The sequence below is a fragment of the Pseudodesulfovibrio hydrargyri genome (assembly GCF_001874525.1).
Taxonomy (GTDB): Bacteria; Desulfobacterota; Desulfovibrionia; order Desulfovibrionales; family Desulfovibrionaceae; genus Pseudodesulfovibrio; species Pseudodesulfovibrio hydrargyri.
Genome location: NZ_LKAQ01000004.1, coordinates 2194058 through 2213277, shown reverse-complemented (window position 1 = coordinate 2213277; position 19220 = coordinate 2194058). Strand labels below are relative to the sequence as shown.

19 protein-coding genes are annotated in these 19220 nt (G+C 59.7%); 15 read left to right on the top strand and 4 right to left on the bottom strand.

Annotated elements, in window-relative coordinates:
* The first annotated feature begins 3 nt into the window (after positions 1 to 3).
* The 10 genes from BerOc1_RS14430 (at position 4) to BerOc1_RS14390 (ending at position 10024) form a co-directional block, all read left to right on the top strand.
* On the top strand, positions 4 to 774 hold the full coding sequence (locus BerOc1_RS14430) for a prephenate dehydrogenase (protein ID WP_071546357.1): 771 nt from the start codon (positions 4 to 6) through the stop codon (positions 772 to 774).
* Between the two features lie 245 nt (positions 775 to 1019).
* Positions 1020 to 2477 carry an anthranilate synthase component I family protein gene (locus BerOc1_RS14425; protein ID WP_071546356.1) on the top strand — a complete coding sequence of 486 codons (1458 nt, stop codon included), beginning with the start codon at positions 1020 to 1022 and terminating at the stop codon, positions 2475 to 2477.
* Positions 2458 to 3030, top strand: a complete 573-nt coding sequence (locus BerOc1_RS14420; protein WP_071546355.1) for an anthranilate synthase component II — start codon at positions 2458 to 2460, stop codon at positions 3028 to 3030. The genes BerOc1_RS14425 and BerOc1_RS14420 overlap by 20 nt, the downstream gene beginning before the upstream one ends.
* Before the next feature lie 4 nt (positions 3031 to 3034).
* Positions 3035 to 4042, top strand: a complete 1008-nt coding sequence (gene trpD / locus BerOc1_RS14415; protein WP_071546354.1) for an anthranilate phosphoribosyltransferase — start codon at positions 3035 to 3037, stop codon at positions 4040 to 4042.
* Positions 4032 to 4799, top strand: coding sequence for an indole-3-glycerol phosphate synthase TrpC (locus BerOc1_RS14410; protein ID WP_071546353.1), 768 nt, complete (start codon positions 4032 to 4034; stop codon positions 4797 to 4799). The genes trpD and BerOc1_RS14410 overlap by 11 nt, the downstream gene beginning before the upstream one ends.
* A gap of 4 nt (positions 4800 to 4803) precedes the next feature.
* The gene (locus BerOc1_RS14405) at positions 4804 to 5430 is read left to right on the top strand and encodes a phosphoribosylanthranilate isomerase (protein WP_071546352.1); all 627 of its coding nucleotides are present in this window, start codon (positions 4804 to 4806) and stop codon (positions 5428 to 5430) included.
* A gap of 9 nt (positions 5431 to 5439) precedes the next feature.
* Complete coding sequence (gene trpB, locus BerOc1_RS14400; protein ID WP_071546351.1) at positions 5440 to 6603, top strand: tryptophan synthase subunit beta; 1164 nt, start codon at positions 5440 to 5442, stop codon at positions 6601 to 6603.
* Positions 6604 to 6710: 107 nt separating this feature from the next.
* On the top strand, positions 6711 to 7472 hold the full coding sequence (trpA, locus tag BerOc1_RS14395) for a tryptophan synthase subunit alpha (RefSeq protein ID WP_071546350.1): 762 nt from the start codon (positions 6711 to 6713) through the stop codon (positions 7470 to 7472).
* Positions 7473 to 7699: 227 nt separating this feature from the next.
* Positions 7700 to 8620 carry a hypothetical protein gene (locus tag BerOc1_RS18920; protein WP_129586548.1) on the top strand — a complete coding sequence of 307 codons (921 nt, stop codon included), beginning with the start codon at positions 7700 to 7702 and terminating at the stop codon, positions 8618 to 8620.
* A gap of 423 nt (positions 8621 to 9043) precedes the next feature.
* Entirely contained in the window at positions 9044 to 10024 is a 981-nt protein-coding gene (locus BerOc1_RS14390) for a hypothetical protein (RefSeq protein WP_071546349.1), read from the top strand.
* A gap of 46 nt (positions 10025 to 10070) precedes the next feature.
* Here the strand turns inward: BerOc1_RS14390 and BerOc1_RS14385 are convergent, their stop codons facing one another.
* A complete protein-coding gene (locus BerOc1_RS14385) occupies positions 10071 to 11072 on the bottom strand; it encodes a hypothetical protein (protein WP_071546348.1) in 1002 nt (333 codons plus the stop codon).
* Between the two features lie 2 nt (positions 11073 to 11074).
* Entirely contained in the window at positions 11075 to 12016 is a 942-nt protein-coding gene (locus tag BerOc1_RS14380) for a DNA-methyltransferase (protein WP_207503312.1), read from the bottom strand.
* A gap of 275 nt (positions 12017 to 12291) precedes the next feature.
* Between BerOc1_RS14380 and BerOc1_RS14375 the strand changes: the two genes are divergently transcribed.
* Entirely contained in the window at positions 12292 to 13350 is a 1059-nt protein-coding gene (locus BerOc1_RS14375) for an IS1595 family transposase (protein WP_071546347.1), read from the top strand.
* Here the strand turns inward: BerOc1_RS14375 and BerOc1_RS14370 are convergent.
* The gene (locus BerOc1_RS14370) at positions 13275 to 13766 is read right to left on the bottom strand and encodes a hypothetical protein (RefSeq protein WP_071546346.1); all 492 of its coding nucleotides are present in this window, start codon (positions 13764 to 13766) and stop codon (positions 13275 to 13277) included. The genes BerOc1_RS14375 and BerOc1_RS14370 overlap by 76 nt on opposite strands.
* Between BerOc1_RS14370 and BerOc1_RS18915 the strand changes: the two genes are divergently transcribed.
* From BerOc1_RS18915 to BerOc1_RS14360, 3 genes are all read left to right on the top strand, one after another.
* On the top strand, positions 13765 to 14106 hold the full coding sequence (locus BerOc1_RS18915) for a hypothetical protein (RefSeq protein WP_129586547.1): 342 nt from the start codon (positions 13765 to 13767) through the stop codon (positions 14104 to 14106). The two genes, BerOc1_RS14370 and BerOc1_RS18915, sit on opposite strands and share 2 nt — an antisense overlap.
* A gap of 195 nt (positions 14107 to 14301) precedes the next feature.
* A complete protein-coding gene (locus tag BerOc1_RS14365) occupies positions 14302 to 15885 on the top strand; it encodes an ArnT family glycosyltransferase (RefSeq protein ID WP_071547138.1) in 1584 nt (527 codons plus the stop codon).
* Between the two features lie 226 nt (positions 15886 to 16111).
* The gene (locus BerOc1_RS14360) at positions 16112 to 16903 is read left to right on the top strand and encodes a BON domain-containing protein (RefSeq protein WP_071547137.1); all 792 of its coding nucleotides are present in this window, start codon (positions 16112 to 16114) and stop codon (positions 16901 to 16903) included.
* Positions 16904 to 17015: 112 nt separating this feature from the next.
* Here the strand turns inward: BerOc1_RS14360 and BerOc1_RS14355 are convergent, their stop codons facing one another.
* Positions 17016 to 17798 carry a prepilin peptidase gene (locus BerOc1_RS14355; protein WP_071546345.1) on the bottom strand — a complete coding sequence of 261 codons (783 nt, stop codon included), beginning with the start codon at positions 17796 to 17798 and terminating at the stop codon, positions 17016 to 17018.
* A gap of 131 nt (positions 17799 to 17929) precedes the next feature.
* Between BerOc1_RS14355 and BerOc1_RS14350 the strand changes: the two genes are divergently transcribed.
* On the top strand, positions 17930 to 19219 hold the full coding sequence (locus BerOc1_RS14350; protein WP_071546344.1) for a phenylacetate--CoA ligase family protein: 1290 nt from the start codon (positions 17930 to 17932) through the stop codon (positions 19217 to 19219).
* Position 19220: the final 1 nt, after the last annotated feature.

Sequence of the window (19220 nt, the reverse complement as noted above, 5' to 3'; positions counted from 1 at the left end):
ACCATGGCAAAGGCAATCGACCATATCACCATCGTGGGTGCGGACGGGCAGATGGGCAGCCGCTTCTCGGCGGACTTCGCCGGACTCGGCCTGACCGTGACCGGGCTGGGCCGCAAGTCCTCGGACGAGGACGTGCGCTCGGCGCTCGTTGGCTGCGACATGCTCCTGCTCAGCGTGCCGGTCACGGCCATGGACGCCGTGCTCGACCGCGTCTCGCCCCACCTTGAGGCCCCGACCATCCTGTGCGACGTGGGCTCGGTGAAGGTCAGGCCGGTCAAGGCCATGGTCAAACGCTACCAGGGACCGGTGGTCGGCACCCACCCCCTGTTCGGCGCGGTCATCCCCGAGGGATTCGAGCCCAGGGTGGCGGTCATGCCCGGCCGCGACCGGGACAAGGGGGCGGCCTCCCTGGTCGCCGACCTGTTCACCCGCTGCGGCTACACCTGCTTCGACTCCACGCCCGAGGGCCACGACCGGGCCATGGCCTACATCCAGGGGCTGAACTACACCTCCACCGTGGCCTTCCTGGCCGCGGCCCGCGACGTGGACGGCATCCGGGATTTCGTCACCCCGTCCTTCAAGCGCAGGCTCGACGCGGCGGCCAAGATGCTCACCCAGGACACCGAGCTGTTCGAGATCATCTCCGAGGCCAACCCCTTTTTGCAGGAAGTCAGCCGCAAGTTCATGTCCTACCTCAGCCTGGCCGCCGGCGGCGATCTCGACCTGCTGGCCGACCGGGCCCAGTGGTGGTGGCGTAACGAAGAATCATATTAATGGGGTGCGGCGATCACGCCAGGCACACGATTACATCAGTAACCGGAGCCGCACCCCGACCCAGGGTGCGGCTTCATTTTTTCAAGGAGAACGCAGATGAACGGTACGTGAAGGAAATCGGAAAACCGCAAGAAGATCAAGGGATGGCAGGTCATCCCCCGGCCATACAATTAATAACACGTTTTAACGAACGCCGCAGCGCGCAGGGCCCGTTGCCCGCACGCAACCGGTGTGAAGGATAGACAATGCAGAAAATCACCCTCACGCAGCACGGCAAATGGTTGCCTGCCGACGTGCAGACCACCATCTCCCTGTACATGGGACTGGTGGGCGACCAGCCCGGCATCCTCCTAGAATCCGCCGAGGTGGACGGGCGGCTCGGCCGCTACTCCCTCATCGCTTTCGACTACCGGCTCATGCTCCACCCCGTGGACGGCAAGCTGGTGGTGGACATCAAGGACGACCGCCTGGCCCCGCTCAAGGAACTGGAGGGCATGGACTACCTCCCGGGCCTGAAGGAAGTCCTCAAGAATCTGACCATCGAACAGCGCACCACGGGCGGCAATCCCAGGGACGGCCTGCCCGGCCTGACGCGCGGCCTGTACGGCTACTTCGGCTACGGCACGGCGGGCATGTTCGAACGCAAGCTCAAGGACGTGTGCAAACCCGAGGACGCCGAAGCGTGCCTGATCCTGCCCGGCCAGCTGGTCCTCTTCGACCACCTGCGCCACTCCTGCTGCTACCTGAGCCTGGACGAAGGCGCGACCCCAAGGCCCGCCCCGGTCCAATGGAGCGCGGACCTGAACGCCCCGGAGGCGGGCGAGCCCACGGTGTTCCCCGGCAAGGAGGCGCACATGGCCACGGTCGAGCGCTGCAAGGAGCTCATCACCGAGGGCGAGTGCATCCAGGTAGTTCCGTCCATCCGGTTCTCGGTGCCCCTGTCCGACGAGCCGTTCAAGATCTACCGCAGGCTCCGGCAGGCCAACCCCTCGCCGTTTTTGTTCTACATGAAGTTCCCGGACAGCCCGACCATGGGCAAGACCCGCAACACCACCCTGCTCGGCTCCTCTCCCGAGATGATGGCCCGCAGCGCGGCCGGCCAGCTGGAAGTCCGGCCCATCGCCGGGACCCGGTGGCGCGGCGAGACCGAGGAGGAGGACAACCGGTTGGAAGCCGACCTCCTGGCCGATCCCAAGGAGCGGGCCGAGCACGTCATGCTCGTGGACCTCGGGCGCAACGACCTGGGGCGCATCTCCAAGCCCGGCACCGTGACCGTGGAGAAGTTCATGAACGTGGAGCGGTTCTCCCATGTCATGCACCTGACCTCCTACGTCCGGGGCCAGCTCAAGGACGGGCTGGACGCCATCGACGTGCTCCAGGCCACCTTCCCGGCGGGCACCCTGTCCGGCGCGCCCAAAATCCGGGCCATGGAGATCATCGCCGACGTGGAACCCCAGGAACGCGGCCCCTACGGCGGCTGCATCGGCTGGCTGGGCCTGGACGACGACGTGGTCTCGCTGGACACCGGCATCACCATCCGCTCCATGTGGATCCGCGACGGCCAGTGCCATTGGCAGGCCGGCGGCGGCATCGTCTACGACTCCGATCCCGAGGCGGAATGGAACGAATGCAACAACAAGGCCCGCGTGATCCTCGAGGTCATCACCGGCAAGGGAGGCACCGATGTTTTTGCTGATCGATAATTTCGACTCCTTCACCTTCAATCTGGTGCAGGCCTTCCAGCAGCTCGGCGCCGACCCGGTGGTCATCCGCAACGACCGCGAAAAGGTCCTGGAACTGGCCGGAAGCGGCGAGCTCGAACGCGTCTGCCTGTCGCCCGGCCCGAGCAACCCGCAGAACGCGGGCTTCTGCCTGGAGTTCCTGGCCCGGCTGCCCAAGGAGGTCCCGGTGCTCGGCGTCTGCCTGGGGCACCAGACCCTGGGGCACTTCGCGGGCGCGCCGGTTAAGCGCGCCGAGCGGATCATGCACGGCAAGACCTCCGAGGTCTTCCACGAGGGCCAGAGCGTGTTCAAGGGACTGCCCTCGCCGTTCACGGTCTGCCGCTACCACTCGCTCATCGTCCCGGCCGAGAAGGCCGCGGACAGGATCGAGGTCACGGCCCGCACCGACCAGGGCGAGGTCATGGGGCTGCAGTACAAGGACCGCCCCTGGCACGGCGTGCAGTTCCACCCGGAATCCATCCTCACCCCCGAAGGCCCCAAGCTTCTGCAAAACTTCCTGAACATCAAAGGATAAGATCATGACCATATCCGAAATACTCGACACCCTGGCCCAGGGCAAAGCCCTGCGCGACGACCAGGCGGACTTCATGTTCGCCGAGCTCATGGGCGGCAAGATGACCGAGGCCCAGGCCGGGGCCTTCCTCATGGGGCTGCGCGCCAAGGGCGAGGACTCCACCGATCTGGCCGCGGGCGTGCGCGCGGTGGTCTCCCACGCGCGCAAGATCCCCGGCTTCGACGGCAACCGGCCCGAGCCGGTGGTCGACACCTGCGGCACGGGCGGCGACGGCCAGTGCTCCTTCAACTGCTCCACGGCCGTGTCCCTGTTCCTGGCGGACATGGGCTACACCATCGCCAAGCACGGCAACCGCGCCCTGTCCTCGTCCTGCGGCTCGGCCGACGCCCTGGAGGCCCTGGGCATCCCCCTGGAGCAGACCCCGGAAGAGGCCGCAGCTGGGCTTGAGAAATACCACTTCGCCTTCCTGTTCGCGCCCGCCTACCACCCGGCCTTCAAGTACATCATGCCCGTGCGCAAGCAGCTCGGCATCCGCACCCTGTTCAACTTCATGGGCCCGCTGACCAACCCGGCCCGGCCCTCGCACCAGCTGCTCGGCGTGGGCGACGCGGAACGCCTCTTCCTCATGGGCGAGACCCTGCTGCTGACCGGCGTGAAGCGGGCGCTCATCTTCGCGGGCGCGGGCGGCTTCGACGAGCTGACCACCTGGGGCGTGAACCGGGGCTACGTCATCGACGACGGCCGCATGGACAAGGCCGTGGTCGATCCGGCCGCCCTGGGCTTCCCGCGCCACGCCCCCGAGGACGTGCGCGTGGACGGCAAGGACGACGCCGTGGCCAAGCTCCGGGACATCCTGGCGGGCAACGGCCCGGAACCCATGATGGACATGGTGGCCCTCAATCTGGCAGGCTGCCTCAACCTGTTGGACAAGGGCACCATGGCCGAATGCGCGGACATCGCCCGCGACGTGGTTCACGAAGGTTTGAAGAAAGGACTTCCCTATGCTGGATAAATTCAGAGAAGCCAAGCGGCTCGAGATCGAGTCGCTGCACAAGGACTTCGCTGCCGGACGCATCCCGGCCGCCTACCAGGGCGAGCGCCCCTCGTTCGTCGAGGCCATCCGGGCCAAGGGCCCGGGCGCGATCATCGCCGAGTTCAAGCCCGCCAGTCCCAGCCGGGGCGTACTCGGCGAGAACCTGAACCCCCTCGACTATGCGGACACCTACGCCGCCAACGGGGCCGCGGCCATCTCCGTGCTGACCGAACACGTCTACTTCAAGGGCTCCCCGGACTTCCTGTTCATGATGAACGGGCCGGGCCTGCCCCTGCTGCGCAAGGACTTCATCTTCGATCCGCTCCAGGTGGCCATGACCGCCTCCAGTCCGGCCTCGGCCGTGCTGCTCATCGCCCGCATGTGCGACGACGCCGCCCACCTCAGGCAGCTCATCGACATCGCCCGCATGCCCGGCCTGGCCCCGGTGGTCGAGATATTCGACCAAGCGGACCTGGACCGGGCCCGCGAGGCCGGGGCCGACATCATCCAGGTCAACAACCGCGACCTGGACACCCTGACCACCACCCTCGACCAGGGCCGCCGCTTCATCAAGCAGAAGCGCGAAGGCGAGCTGTGGATCTGCGCCAGCGGCGTGGACACCCGCGCCCAGGTCGAGGAAATGGCTGCCCTGGGCTTCGACGCCATCCTCATCGGCACCTCCCTGATGGAGGCCGACGACCCGGGCGCCAAGCTGGCCGAACTGACGGGGGTTTAGCAGAATGGCACGCCCCCTGGTCAAGGTCTGCGGCATGACCCGCATGCAAGACGTCGAGCTCTGCGTAAGCCTCGGCGTGGACCTGCTCGGGTTCATCTTCCACCCCAAGAGCCCCCGCAACGCGGACCCGGACTTCGTGGCCTCGGTCAAGACCGGCAGGGCCTCCAAGGTCGGGGTGTTCGTCAACCAGACCGCCGAAGAGGTCCTTGAGACCATGGACCGCTGCGGGCTGCACGCGGCCCAGCTGCACGGCGGACAGGACGTGGACTTCTGCTGGAAGATCGGCCCGGACCGGGTCATCCGGGCCTTCTGGCCCGACACCTACCCCTCGCCCCAGGCCCTGCTGCGGGACCTCGAGAACTACTCCGAGACCTGCGGCCACTTCCTCCTGGACGCGGGGACCAAAGGCCAGGGCGGCACCGGCAAATCCATTGATCTTGCGATGCTGCAAGACATTGAAATACAAACACCTTGGTTCCTTGCGGGCGGCCTCGGCCCGGACAATATCCGCGAGGCCCTGGCCGTGAACCCATCCGGCCTGGACATCAATTCCGGCGTGGAAAAGACGCCGGGCATCAAGGACGAGACCAAGCTGCGGGAAGTCTTCCGGATTCTCGCGGAAATGGAATAAGGATTCATCATGAAGAAAGGATACTTCGGCGATTTCGGCGGGCAGTTCATCCCCGAGCTGCTCATGCCGCCGCTCATCGAGCTCGAAGAGGCCATGAAGACCATCCTCCCCAGCGAGGAGTTTCAGACCCGCTTCACGAACATGCTCAAGGAAAACGTGGGCCGCCCGTCGGCCATCACCTACTGCCCGAACCTGTCCAAGGACCTCGGCCTGGACCTCTGGCTCAAGCGCGAGGACCTCAACCACTCGGGCGCGCACAAGATCAACAACACCCTGGGCCAGGGGCTGCTGGCCAAGATGATGGGCAAGGACGTCCTCCTGGCCGAGACCGGCGCGGGCATGCACGGCGTGGCCACCACGGTCGCCGCCGCCATGCTCGACATGAAGGCCGTCATCTACATGGGGGCCACCGACGTGGTCCGCCAGGCCCCCAACGTGGGCCGCATGCGCCTCATGGGCGCGGAGATCGTGGCCGTGGAGTCCGGCACCAAGACCCTCAAGGACGCCATCAACGCGGCCCTGCGCCGCTGGCTGTCCGACCAGGAGACCACCCACTACTGCTTCGGCACCGCCGCCGGGCCGCACCCCTTCCCCACCCTGGTCCGCGAGTTCCAGCAGATCATTTCCAAGGAGGCGCGCGAACAGTTCATGGCCCGCAATGAAGGCAAGCTGCCCGACGTGGTCGTGGCCTGCGTGGGCGGCGGGTCCAACGCCATCGGCATGTTCCACAACTTCGTCCCGGACGAATCCGTCAGGATCGTGGGCGTCGAGGCCGCCGGAACCGGCGAGCCGGGCTGCTACAGCTCCGCGCCCATCGACCACGGCACCGACGGCGTGCTGCACGGCATGATGACCAAGCTGCTCCAGACCAAGGACGGCCAGATCGAGCCGTCCCACTCCATCGCGCCCGGGCTGGACTACCCCGGCGTGGGCCCGGAACACGCCCACCTCGACGCCATCGGCCGCGTGGACTACACGACCATCAACGATTCCCAGGCCATCAACGCCTTCAAGGTCCTGTCAAGGCGCGAAGGCATCATCCCGGCCCTGGAATCGTCCCACGCCGTGGCCTACGCCATCGAGAACCGGGAACAACTGCAAGGCAAGTCCGTGCTCGTCTGCCTGTCCGGACGCGGCGACAAGGACCTGGGGATACTCGACCAGATTCTGTAAAGAATGCCTCCGGCGGCTTAAGAACCTTTTGGAAAAGGTTCTTAAGAATCTCCAAAACTTTTTGGGTGCGCTTCGCGCAAGCGGGTGCGCCGGGAAAAGGATAAAAAATGAATAAAATGCAAGTGAAGATAGAAGAGGCCCGGAGCCAAGGGAAGGTCGGGCTCATTCCGTTCCTGCCCGCCGGGTTTCCGGACCGCGAGCAATTCTGGAAGGAGATGGAGGAGCTCGACGCGGCGGGCGCGTCCGTCATCGAGATCGGCATGCCCTTCTCCGACCCCGTGGCCGACGGCCCGGTGGTCGAAAAGGCGTCTCTCCAATGTCTTGAGGACGGCATCAACCTGACCTGGATTCTGACCGAGCTCAAGAAGCGCAAGGGCCAATTCAAGGCCGCCCTGCTGCTCATGGGCTATCTCAACCCGGTCTACCAGTACGGCCTGGACAAGTTCGGCGCGGACTGCGAAGCCGCCGGGGTGTCCGGACTGATCATCGCGGACATGCCCCTTGAGGAATCCCAATTCGTCAAGGACGCGATAGAACCCCACAACGTCGCCCTCGTCCCCCTGGTCGGCCTGAACACCACCAAGGAGCGCATGAAGCTCTACGCCGACGGCGCCCAAGGGTTCTGCTACTTCGTGTCCGTGCTCGGCACCACCGGCCAGCGCGAGTCCCTGCCCGCGCGCATCAAGGAAAAACTGGCCGAGGCCAAGGAAGTCTTCGACATCCCCGTCGCCCTCGGCTTCGGCATCAAGCACCCGGACCAGCTCAAAGAGTTCGACGGCCTCATGGACGCCGCCGTGTTCGGCTCCGCCCTCATCTCCCACATCGAATCCGGCCACTCCAGCGACTCCTTTATGGAGCCGTGGAAGTAAGAAGGCCTCCGGCGGCCGGGGGAAGGGGAGAGGGAAACCCTTTGAAAAGGGTTGTCCCTCTCCCCTTCCCCCGGACCCCCATCCTCTCTCCCTTCCTAAACTTCTTATAGCCGCTTCGCGGGTGAGCTCACTCCCTAATCCAACACAAATTCGCCATACCTTTACACAGCAACGCTTTGTGTATAAAATATAATAATTATTTCTTAATAACTTTTTAGGGAGTATGTATGGATCCCTCGACCCAAGCAGCTATTATTGGTGCAGGAGCAGCGATACTTACGACTTTAGTAAAAGACATCTCCCTACCGTATTTAAAACATAAAAAATCAAAAGCTGAGGAAATTAAATCTCTAACAGAACGATATTCTTACCCCTTGGCAAACTCTGCACTTAGTCTTTTCTATAGATTGCGTGAAATGATAGTAGACCAAAGGCATGACTATCTTAAACAAGTTAATAGAACTAATACATTTAATGAATACAAATTCAATAGCTCTGTATACAGATTAGCAAGTCTTATTGGTTGGATTAGAGCACTAAAGTTAGAACAATCTAGCATCTTACTAAACCATTCCACCAGAGACTCCACACTAAGTCATCTTGTTGCAAAATTTGAATCATCTCTTGCAGACGGTCCACATGTTGAAGTTGCTATTATTAGAGGCTTATCCTCGCTTTGGGCAATCGATTTACCCAATGAACCGGGCGAATTAGCTTCGATTGCTAGAAAATGCGACCAAGCCAGAAATCTCATTTTTGGCAATACCCTTCGAGATAGCAGCAAAACAGAATTAAAAGAATCTATCCGCGATGTCGCAAACGCTCTATGTTCTTGTACTAGATCACAATTCTTGTCTGATGAAATACTTTTTGAGACCATAGAACGAGCTAAAAATATTTTATCACCAAAGCAAGCTCTGATTTACAGAGATTGGCAAAGCGCAATTGGTGATACTGTTATTTATGAAGTTAAACGGTATTATGTAGGATTCACACAAATCAATGATGACGGCAGGTTGCCGCCTATTTTTTTCCCATTTCCCACCAATACGACCCTAGCTCGACAAGAAAAAAGAGTCGAGCAAAAAACAGGATCAGTGAGCGATTACAGGCTGTTCCGCCCTATCGATGGGAGATCAAGCCCCTGATATATGCCTAGCCGGGACATCCGCAAAGGTGGGGCGCAAGGAGGACTGCATCCTGTGACATGAGTCAACCCTGATGCCCTGCTTGCAAGGCCGTTGAAGTTCATTTGGCTCTGACCACATTGAAAGCGTTCGCCGGGACAATCGGGATCAGGCCCACCTGATCTTCGACGGTCGGGAAGACCGGCTAGGGAAGTAGCAAGAACGCCCCGGAAACGGTGCGTTCTTGCTATATGACTACACTTTCTATTCGACCGTCATCTTAAAGCAGAACATCTCGTTTTTCTTGATAAATTCGCCATTTCAAAACTTGCTTTTCGCTTGTTCGTAATGCGAAAATAGACATAGTGGCCGAACGATTCGACCACCATCGTCTTCACTTTCCTTTTCGGGCGGGAAAGGAACAACACACCGCAGGAGTTTCCTATGCGAAAAGCCATTTCCCTTTGTCTGATGCTGGTCATCATCATGACCATGGCAGTCTCCGCCCAAGCTGAAAAATACTCCCCTGGGGACAGGCCGGAGTTCATCCTTACTCACGATTACAAATACGCAATGAAACACTTCCTCGTCGAACCCAAGCTCTCCGGTGTGGTCAAGGACGGGACCAAATATTCCCTGATGAAGGGGTATTTTGAAAGTGACGGCCCCCCCACCATGGTTTTGGGCATTTTCCCATACCACAAGGTCGTCATGGAAAACGGAGACGTGCTGTATTACAAAATGACTCTGGATGCCGATATCGACAGCCTATTCACGGAAGACCAGATCCAGTGGTATTCCGACTATAAGGCTGCCATGGACGAAAAAGGCAAACCGCTCGTTCCCGGAAGCTCCGTCGTGATCAAGGATTACAACCCCCATTGGAGGATGGTGATTCTCGCCGACGGCACGAAACACGGACTTGAAAAAATTACGCAAATCCGCCGTTTCGTATCCACGCTAAAAAGGAATCAAGTCAGGATCGCCGAAGCCCTCCTCGCCTACGACCTCGAATACCATAAGTTCGACGACAAGTTCTTCATTAAGGACAATACCGGCTACAAGACAAACGTGTCCGTCTACTTGGGCAGGATGGGCAATGACGTGTGGGGCCGCCTGAAAATTCGCTACCATGCCGACAGTTGGCTCTTCATCGACCAGTTCGGCGTCTTGGCCGACGATTACCGCTATACATCACCCGTCGGGGCCTTCGAGCGATTCAACAGCGACAGTATATGGGAATACCGGGACGAAAGCCTGGAAGGCGAATACGGCATCCTGGCCGACAAGATCGCCGGTTCCAGAGAATGCATCATCCGCTTTCAGGGAAGCAGGGGGATCCGCGATTTCACGGTTCCCAAGGTTCAAAAAAAGAAGATGAGGGAGGCGCTGGATCTCCTGGCCCTGATCAGGATCTCCATTTGACACAAGGGAGGGACAGGCACTGCGCTTGTCCCCCCCTCTTTTCGCATTAAGATTCGATATCGTTTTTGATACCGTCTAGAAAATTCTTGATGCGCTCTGACAGCGAAGCATTTTTTTCCACATGGTTTGCATAATATTCGAAAGAAGACATTGCCGTCCGTTGCTTCAATGGATCCCACAAGTTTACTATCGTCAACATCCCGCGAATATCTAATGGAAACAGTCCCATTTCGATTATTTGATCTTCCGCTTCTTTCTCAAAACCCAAAGCGACGATCATTCCAATAGCACCACGGACGGTTACTTCATTTGCGAATGATGCAAAATCGGGAATATCGCTTTCTTGGACATGGAAATGCTTTACTTCAGCAGAAATGGCGAGTCGCTTACCTTCCCATCCGTCGATATCCCCGATCCGTTGGAGTCGCTTGGATCCAGTCCTGACTTTTTCAATCTCGATCTGTAAATGGGGATTGTCGGCCCTAAGGAACCCAAAAACAACACCCTGGTACCCTGCGCCGGTGGGTTCCCCCTTACGGGCAGAAAAGTCAAATTGCGTGAGCAATATCTTAAAAACGGGTGGCTCCAACGAGATTGATGCCGGGTCGAAGGCATGGCTTTTTAGAACTCCCAGGACATAGTCGACAATTTGCTTTCTTAAATCTGTTAACTCTTTTTCGTCAAAGCGGGCCAAAGAATTCAACCAGCCAACGTAATCTCCCCATGCTTGGGTGGCATGAGGAGCACACTTGGGGTAATCGAACCTTTTCTTGTCCGCCAAAAAGAACCTTTCTATCTCATCGTAAAACTTGCGAACGCTGACTTGGGTTCCATCTTCCTTTTCGACGATTAAAGTATTAGCTCTCCTTCCCCCTTTCAGTTCAGTTACCTGGGGAAATGTTTTGAAGAGTTCATCCAGTGAGTTCGCATCTATTTTGTGGATTTCAAGATGTAAAAATAGGTCAATAAAGGCGATTAGTAGTCCTGCAATAAATTTTCTATTTTTGAATTCTTCCTGGAATTGCTGGAAAATATCTTCTGGCGACATCACTAACTCACCTTTATTTCGACCAACTTTGCAAATGCTTCACAACCCATTTGATAATATGAAAAATCCCGATCCGTTCCTATGGCGTGATACCCCAGAGCTTCGGCCGCCGCAAGGGTGGACCCACTGCCAGCGAAAGGATCGTATATTATCCCTTCCCCCATCGGCAAAGCCGCTCTAACAATTTGCCGTAAAAAGCGTTGGGGCTTGAGAGATGGATGCGGAGCAATCTTTTTTTCAATACCCCGTGTAGGAGAGCAGGTAATCACGTCCTTAAAAGGTTCCCTTTTCGATTTCCTTCGTAATCCACCGGTTCCCCACTTACGCAAGTTTTTCGCCACAGTCCCTTCAAGAGGCTTTCTGAATACTCCCCATGGTTCCCAGCACGATCTTGGCATCACGGAAATGTCGGGAAATTCCTTTTCAGCGTTTTTCGGCCGATCGCCCCCCCGTAATGTTTGGACAAGGCGAATGACCTCGGCCCGTTTTTCTAGGCCGGTCTGCTGAAACGCATGAAAGGTGTATGATGACAAAAGTGGGTTCGAGGCAATGAAGATGTGTCCGCCAGGCACAAGCGCTCGTTGTAAGCCGTATGCCAGTGCGCCAAAAAAGTTATACAGCCCTGCAATTTCCTCTTTCGACAAGACGGTAAACCGGGGCAAGGGATTTCGCTTTGCGCCATCAAAAGACGGAGGAATTCTCCAAACGCCACCGTTGCCCTTCTTTAGTTTCTCGTGGTCTTTATCTTGGTATTCAATCAATCCATACGGCGGATCTGTCACAACGGCGTGAAGTGTATTGGGTTCAATTTCCGTCAGCCACTGGATCGCATCCGACAGGATATAGGTCACTTTGTCAGATAAATCTTTCTTCTCGTGGTTTCCCATTGACCGCAACTGTTCCCAATCGCGTGCGATATTTGAAAAAGCCTTTTTGTTTGGCACCCAAGGTTCCTTCTATTATGTTTCACTGTAAGCATATTCGCCTAATATTCAAGACAGTTTAGCCTATCTCCCAACACGACAACGAGTCAACATGCTGGTAGCGATTAAAGGGTGACATGGTAAAGTGGATACAACCCGCCGGAAATAAAGAAAAAGATAAACTCTTCGCCGGTATTTCAACCGGTTACCCGACTTGTTCCACATTTCACAATGCACACAACTAACAGCTCGCAATAGTTGACAAAAGTTAAAAAATATGCTTTATACTGACCGTAATGCCCTCGAAAAACCACACGCACGAGCAGCACTTCCTGCTGTCGGCGAAAGCCCGCAGCCTGTCCATCCCGCAGATCGCGGAATGGGACGAGGAAACCGTCTTCAAGACCTTCCGCGAATTGCGGTGGCCGAAGACCGGCGGCGAACCGTATTGTCCGATTTGCGGAAGCGTGGACCACTATTTCATCAAGGGGCGGCGGCAGTGGCGGTGCAAGGATTGCGGACGCACCTATTCGGTGACCAGCGGGACCTGGCTGCATTCCTCCAACCTGCCCCTCAAGACCATCCTGATCGCCATGGTCCTGCTGGCGAATGCGGTCAAAGGTGTGTCCGCATCCCAGCTCATGCGCCACTTGGATGTCCAGTACAAGACGGCGTACACCCTGTACCACAAGTTGCGGAGCGCGCTTCTGGGGACCCGGTATGACCAACCGGCCATGAAGGGCGAAATCCAGACCGACGGGGCATACCTCAATCCGTACAAGCGGCCGGCCAACAGGGCCATGGACAGGCCCGATGGGGACCGGGAGTCCTCCATGCCCGAATCCTGCATCCTGGTCATCAGGCAAGCCGGGGAAAAGGGCAAAGGCGCGACCAGGACGCTCACGTATGTGATCGACAAGGAAAACGCCAAGGACATCCAATATCACGTCGAGGACAATGTCCAGCCGGGATCCACCATTGTTTCGGACGAGCACTCGGCCTACGGCAATCTTCAGGTCAACTTCGAACGGGTGGTGGTCAACCACAAGATCTGCTATTGCGGCCCCGAGGGCGAGAACACCAACCAGGCGGAAAGCTTCTTCGCCCGGTTCCGGCGCATGTTCAAGGGGCAGATCCACCGGGCCAGCCGGGAATATCTCGAACTCTACGCCAACGAAGTGGCCTACCGGGAGGACACCCGGCGCTGGGACAACGGCAGAATCGCCTTCGACATGCTTGGCCGCATGCTCACCCTGGCCGATGATTCCCCGTTCAGGGGCTACTGGTCACGCAGCAGACGCAACCCCGCGGTCGCTTCCTTGGAATCGCCGCCATCCTTTCCCTTGGCGGCGTAGCCCACTAGGGACCAGTATTCCATATGGTCGTCGGGATCGCCGTCGATCTTTTCCACGACATCATAGTTGATCAGCGCCCGGCGGACTTCGGTCCAGCAGTCGTCGGCCATGCCCTTGCGTTCCATGACCTGGTCGGTGATGGCCCTGGTGGACAGGGGGCCGCCTTCGGCCGCCTTCAGCGTCCGGATGATCAGGGATTTCAGTTCGCCTCGATTGAACTTCTTGGTGTACTGGCGCTTGGGCAGGACCGTGCCGGGATCGAAGGCGGGGTCCATCAGGCCGATGGCCGTGTCCAGGGCCTTGATGTAGCCGTCGTTCAGCCGGATGTGTTCCCGCATCGCTTGGTTGTCGGCGATCAGTTCCGCCCGGCGCTTGGCCAGGGCCGATGTGGTGTGGGGATGGGTGTTCTCGCTCATGCAGCCAGATTACGCTGCGTGGAGAACCGGGGGCAAGGTGGGCTTTGTGCGAATGCTACATAATACCGAAGTTAAAGATTCAATAAGAAAATTTGATGTAATTGGATATGCTGAATTTGAAAGCAAAATTGAATTAAAAAACAAATGGATTAATATTGTTATTGAATTATTTAACAATGTTGATCTGTATTGTATACAAAATGACTATCGTGTAAAACAGTTATATGAAATATTAAGAGCATCCGCATCAATTATAATCGAGATTAATAACCTCAATATAGACTCAAGACCATTTACAAGCCAAAACATTAATGATGCCAAGCTAGTGATTGAAAATTAGGTATATACTCATGCAACGAAAATTCGTGCAGACTTTTCCCACAATACATACATTTTGACATAACCACACGGAACTTACCGCGTTAGTATGAATTTGCCCGTTCCGTTAGGAATGTGCAGATGGCCCGCTATCAAAAGCCGCCCCCCGCACCCTCAACTTGCCACCCCCCTCTGAATAATATAGTTGATGCGCGTCATGACTACGCCCCGCGATACATATGTTCCCCGGCTGGATGTCCTCGCCTTTTTCATCATTCTGGCGTCCTTTCTGGTCCGCTATTGGTTCGTGGCCTCGGGCCAGCTGAACCTGGTGCAGGACGAGGCGCAGTATTGGGATTGGATCAGGCGACCGCAGTTGTCCTATTATTCCAAGGGGCCGCTCATCGCCTGGATCATCAGCCTGTGGACCTGGGTCTTCGGGAATACCGAGTTGGGCGTGCGGTTTGGGTCCATCCTGGGCATGACCGGCATCCAGGCCGCGCTCTACGTCGGGGTGTCGCGCGTCTGGCGGGAGTACCGGCTGGCCGTGTTCGTGCTCTTCGCGGCCGCGACCATGCCCCTGCTCAACGGGCTGGGCATCCTGGCCACCACGGACTGTCCACTGATCCTCTGCTGGACCGTGGCCTTCTTCGCCCTGGCCGCGGCCACGCGCCACGAACCGGACCGAGCCGTATCCAATTGGCCTTTCGTGATCCTGGGCGCATGCATGGCCGTGGGCATCCTGGCCAAATACATGATGCTTGCCTTCCTGGCTCTGGGCCTGGTCTACGCGGTCATCCTGCACTGCCGGGGGCAGCTGCCCGAGCGGTTCTGGGTGCGTTTCGCCCTCGCCGGGATCATCGGCTCCGCCGTCGGGCTCGCGCCCATCGTCCTCTGGAACATGGACAACGGCTGGGTGGCCTACAAGCACGTGGCCAAGCTGACCTCGGGCGTGGGCGGCAGCGACTGGCTACCCGACCGCGTCGGCCCGTTCTTCGAGATGCTCGGCGCGCAGATCGGCCTGCTCGCGCCGTGGTGGTTCTGGTTCATCGTCGCGGCCACCCCGGGCGCGGTGCGCAAGGCGTGGGTCGGCCCGGTGGGCCGGTTCGACGCGAACTACCGCCGCGACCTGCTGACCGCGCTCTTCTTCTGGCCCCTGTGGGGTGCGATCACCCTCAAGGCGCTCTTCTCCAAGGTGGAGGCCAACTGGACCGCCGCGGCCTTCGCCACGGGCGCGATCCTGGCGGGCATGGCCTTCAAGGCGTGGTGGGACGCCCCTGGGCGCAAAACGCGCGGCCGGGCGATCCTGGCCGGAGCGGCCGTGTTCATGACCCTGGCCGTCTTCGTCTCCCCGCTCCTGCCGCTGCCGGACTCCATGAACATCACCCTCCGGCTCAAGGGCTGGGGCGACCTGGGCCGCAAGGTGGACGGGATCATCGCCACCGAGTTCGACGACCCGTCCAGGGTCTTCGCCATGTCCGACAACTACGGCTTCACCTCGGAACTGGCCTTCTACCTCGAGGGCCAGCCCTTCACCTACTGCGCCTGGACCGAGAACCGGCGCATGAACCAGTACGACCTCTGGCCCGTGCCGGGCGGGGACAAGCTCGGCTGGGACGCGGTCATGGTCCGCAAGCGGTTCCAGAAGCACCCCGTGGCCGACCTGAAAAAGATGTTCGAATACGTCAGCGACCCCATCTTCTACCGCTCCTCCTTCAACGGCGGCCAGGGACGCAAGTTCACCATCATCGTCTGCAAGGGGTTCACCGGGTACTGGCCCCGCCACGCGGGCAAGTTCTAGCCCGACCATGATCTATTTTTAATAGACGCATGGCGCCGGTCGCGCCTCATTAGTCCACGATTTTTCGATTACGAATTCCCTCTGACGGAAGGCCCTGAAATCACAATTCCTTCGGCCCCCAAGGGCTGCGGCGGATCGACGCCGTGCCGCCCGGCCGGTGGCAGGCTTCTTGCTGACCTCTGGCCTGGGTGGAGCCTGAGCACCTTAAAAGGGGGGGATGGTCAGCATGTTCAGACTCAAATCGTTGGTTGTGGTTTCCATCATCTTTTTCCTGCCGGGCTGCGCCATGGTGCCGTTCGGCATCGGGCTCATTCCCGGCGCGCCCGCCTACGTCTCGTCGATCATCGGCGGCGGTCAGTCCGCGTACGAAACGGCCGTGGACGAGCGGACCACCGAGCAGCAGATGCTCGACGCCATCGTGGCCGGACACGCCCAGGCCGAGTTGTACAAGAACAAGGACATCCGCGCGGACCAGATCACCACCTACTGCTATTTCGGCAAGCTCTACCTGGTGGGCGAATACGATTCCCAGGAACAGCTGCGGACCATCTACGAATGCGTGAACAAGGTCGACGGCAAACGCCAGGTCATCAGCAGGCTGTATCTGCGCGACGCGGACAAGGAAAACGACTTCTTCGGCGACCAGGCCATGTACACGGAGCTGCGCACGCAGCTCATGGCCGACTTCGAGGTCACCAGCACGCCCGTGGAGGTCCAGATCGTCCAGGGCGACATCATCCTTCTCGGCGTGATCCACGACAAGGAGGAGCGCGACCGCATCATGGCCCACGCCTTGGGCATGAAAGGGGTGAACCGGGTGGTCTCCTACCTCTACCACCAGGAGAACGCCGGTCCCGAGCCGCAGATCATGACCGCCCAGCTGGCCCCGGCGCCAAAGCCGCCCAAGGATATTCCGCCGCCCCCCAAGACCAAACCCAAGCAGACCAGGCCCAAGGTCGCGAAGAAGCCGGATATACGTCCGGTACTGGCCGTCTCCAACCCCGACAGGGGCCGGTGACGCATCCCCCCTCTCATCGGGACCAAAGGCCTTCCCTACAAAACCGCCCGACCGCCACGGGCGGTTTTTCTTTGGGCAACGGTGCGGGATATGAATGGAAGCGCAAAAACGGCTAGGAATTCCACCAGCGCATGATCTCCGGCCCGTAGAGCAGGTAGAGCATGCAGCCGAGGCTCAGGAACGGGCCGTAGGGAACGCGGCCCCGGATGCCGCCCTTGCCCGGGCGGAACATGTAGTAGATGGAGCCGAGCGCCCCGGTCAGGCTGCCTATCAGGATGGTCGGGGGCAGCCCGCCCAGGCCGACCATGGCCCCGATCATGGCCATGAGCTTGACGTCGCCGGTGCCCAATCCCTCCTGCTTGCGCCACAGCCGGTAAAGCTGCTGCAGGGCCCAGAACAGGCCCGCGCCCACGGCCGCGCCGAGCAGGGCGTCCTGCCAGGTGGGGCCTTCGCGAAGCAGGGAGCTGGCCGCCAGGGCGATCACCGTGCCGCCCAACGTGATGCGGTCGGGCAGCAGGAAGGTCTCGAAGTCTATGAAGCTGCCCGCGATGAGCATGACCCCGAGGACCAGGTACACGCCCCATTCGGGCGACAATCCAAAGGTGTAGGCCGAGGCCAGGGCCCAGGCCAGGCAGGACAGTTCGACCAGCAGGTACTGCGGACCGATGGCCGTGCCGCAGTGGCGGCAGCGCCCCTTGAGGAGCAGGAAGCTGAACAGCGGGATGGTGTCGCGGAAGGTGAGTTTCGCGCCGCAGGCGGGGCATCTGGACCCGCCCGGCTTGCAGATGGGCTCCTCGTCGATCCAGCGCTGGATGAAGATGGTGGCAAGGCCGCCGAGTTCGAGTCCGGCCACGGCGGCGGCGAGGTAAAAGGCCCAGGTGGGGAAGGTGTCCATGGCGTCCTTGGGGCTTGAAGATTCGCGGCTTTTGCTGCATGAATACCGCTGGCGCAACACTTCACAGACTACCGGATTTCCCCTCCCGGCACAAGGGACGCGCCGCCGCACACGCATCAAGGGAGCCCCAGATGGACCACCGTTTCATACCGAATTTGACCGAGGAACAGATCGCCGACATCCAGCTCGATGGGCTGAAATGGACCGTGGGCCACACCCACGCCAACAGCCCCTTCTACCAGGCGCGTTTCAAGGAAAAGGGCGTGGAGCCGGGCGACATCACCTCCCTGGACGATCTGCGCAGGCTCCCCTTCACCACGGCCGAGGACCTCAAGGACGGCTACCCCATGCCGCTTTTGTCCGTGCCCGAACGGGACGTGGTCCGCATCCACGGGTCCAGCGGGACCACGGGCAAGCGCAAGATCCTGGCCTACACCCAAAACGACATCGATGTCTGGAAGGACATGTTCGCCCGCTGCTACGAGATGGCCGGGCTGACCGTGGAGGACCGGGTCCAGATCTGCGTGGGCTACGGACTGTGGACGGCGGGCGCGGGCTTCCAGCTCGGCTGCGAGCGGTTCGGCGCCATGGCCCTGCCCGTGGGGCCGGGGCTGCTGGAAATCCAGCTCCAGATGCTGACCGACCTGAAGGCCACCTGCATGTGCTCCACCGCCTCCATGGCCCTGCTCATGGGCGAGGAGGTCCAGAAGCAAGGGCTCGCCGATAAAATCAGCCTGAAAAAGGCGATCTTCGGCTCCGAGGCCCACACCCCCAAGATGCGCCGCCAGTTCGAGCAGGCCCTGGGGCTGGAGGACAGCTTCGACATCATCGGCATGACCGAGCTCTACGGTCCTGGCACCGGCCTGGAGTGCGCGGCCCACGACGGCATCCACTACTGGGCGGACATGTACATCACCGAGATCATCGATCCGGAGACCCTTCAGCCCGTGGCTCCCGGCGAGGTCGGCGAGATGGTCGTCACCTCGCTGAGAAAGGAGGCCTCCCCGCTCATCCGCTACCGGACCCACGACCTGACCCGGCTCATCCCCGGGACCTGCGCCTGCGGGGTGACCATGCCGCGCGTGGACAAGATTCTGGGCCGGTCCGACGACATGTTCATCTTCCGGGGCGTGAACATCTACCCCGGCCAGATCGGCTCCGTGCTCGAGCACTTCAAGGAGCTGTCCGCCGAATACCGAATCTTCCTCAGCCGCAAGGACGGCCTGGACCACATGGCCGTGCACGTGGAGCGCGCGCCCGGCGCGCCGGCTGGCAACGACGAGGGGCTGGCCCGAGCGCTGGCCGACGAAATCCGCAAGAACATCCTGGTGCGCGGCGAGGTGTCCATCCTCGGCCCCGGCGAGCTGCCCCGCAGCTTCTCCAAGACCAAGCGGGTGGAAGACTCGCGCGGCGAAGAGTGAC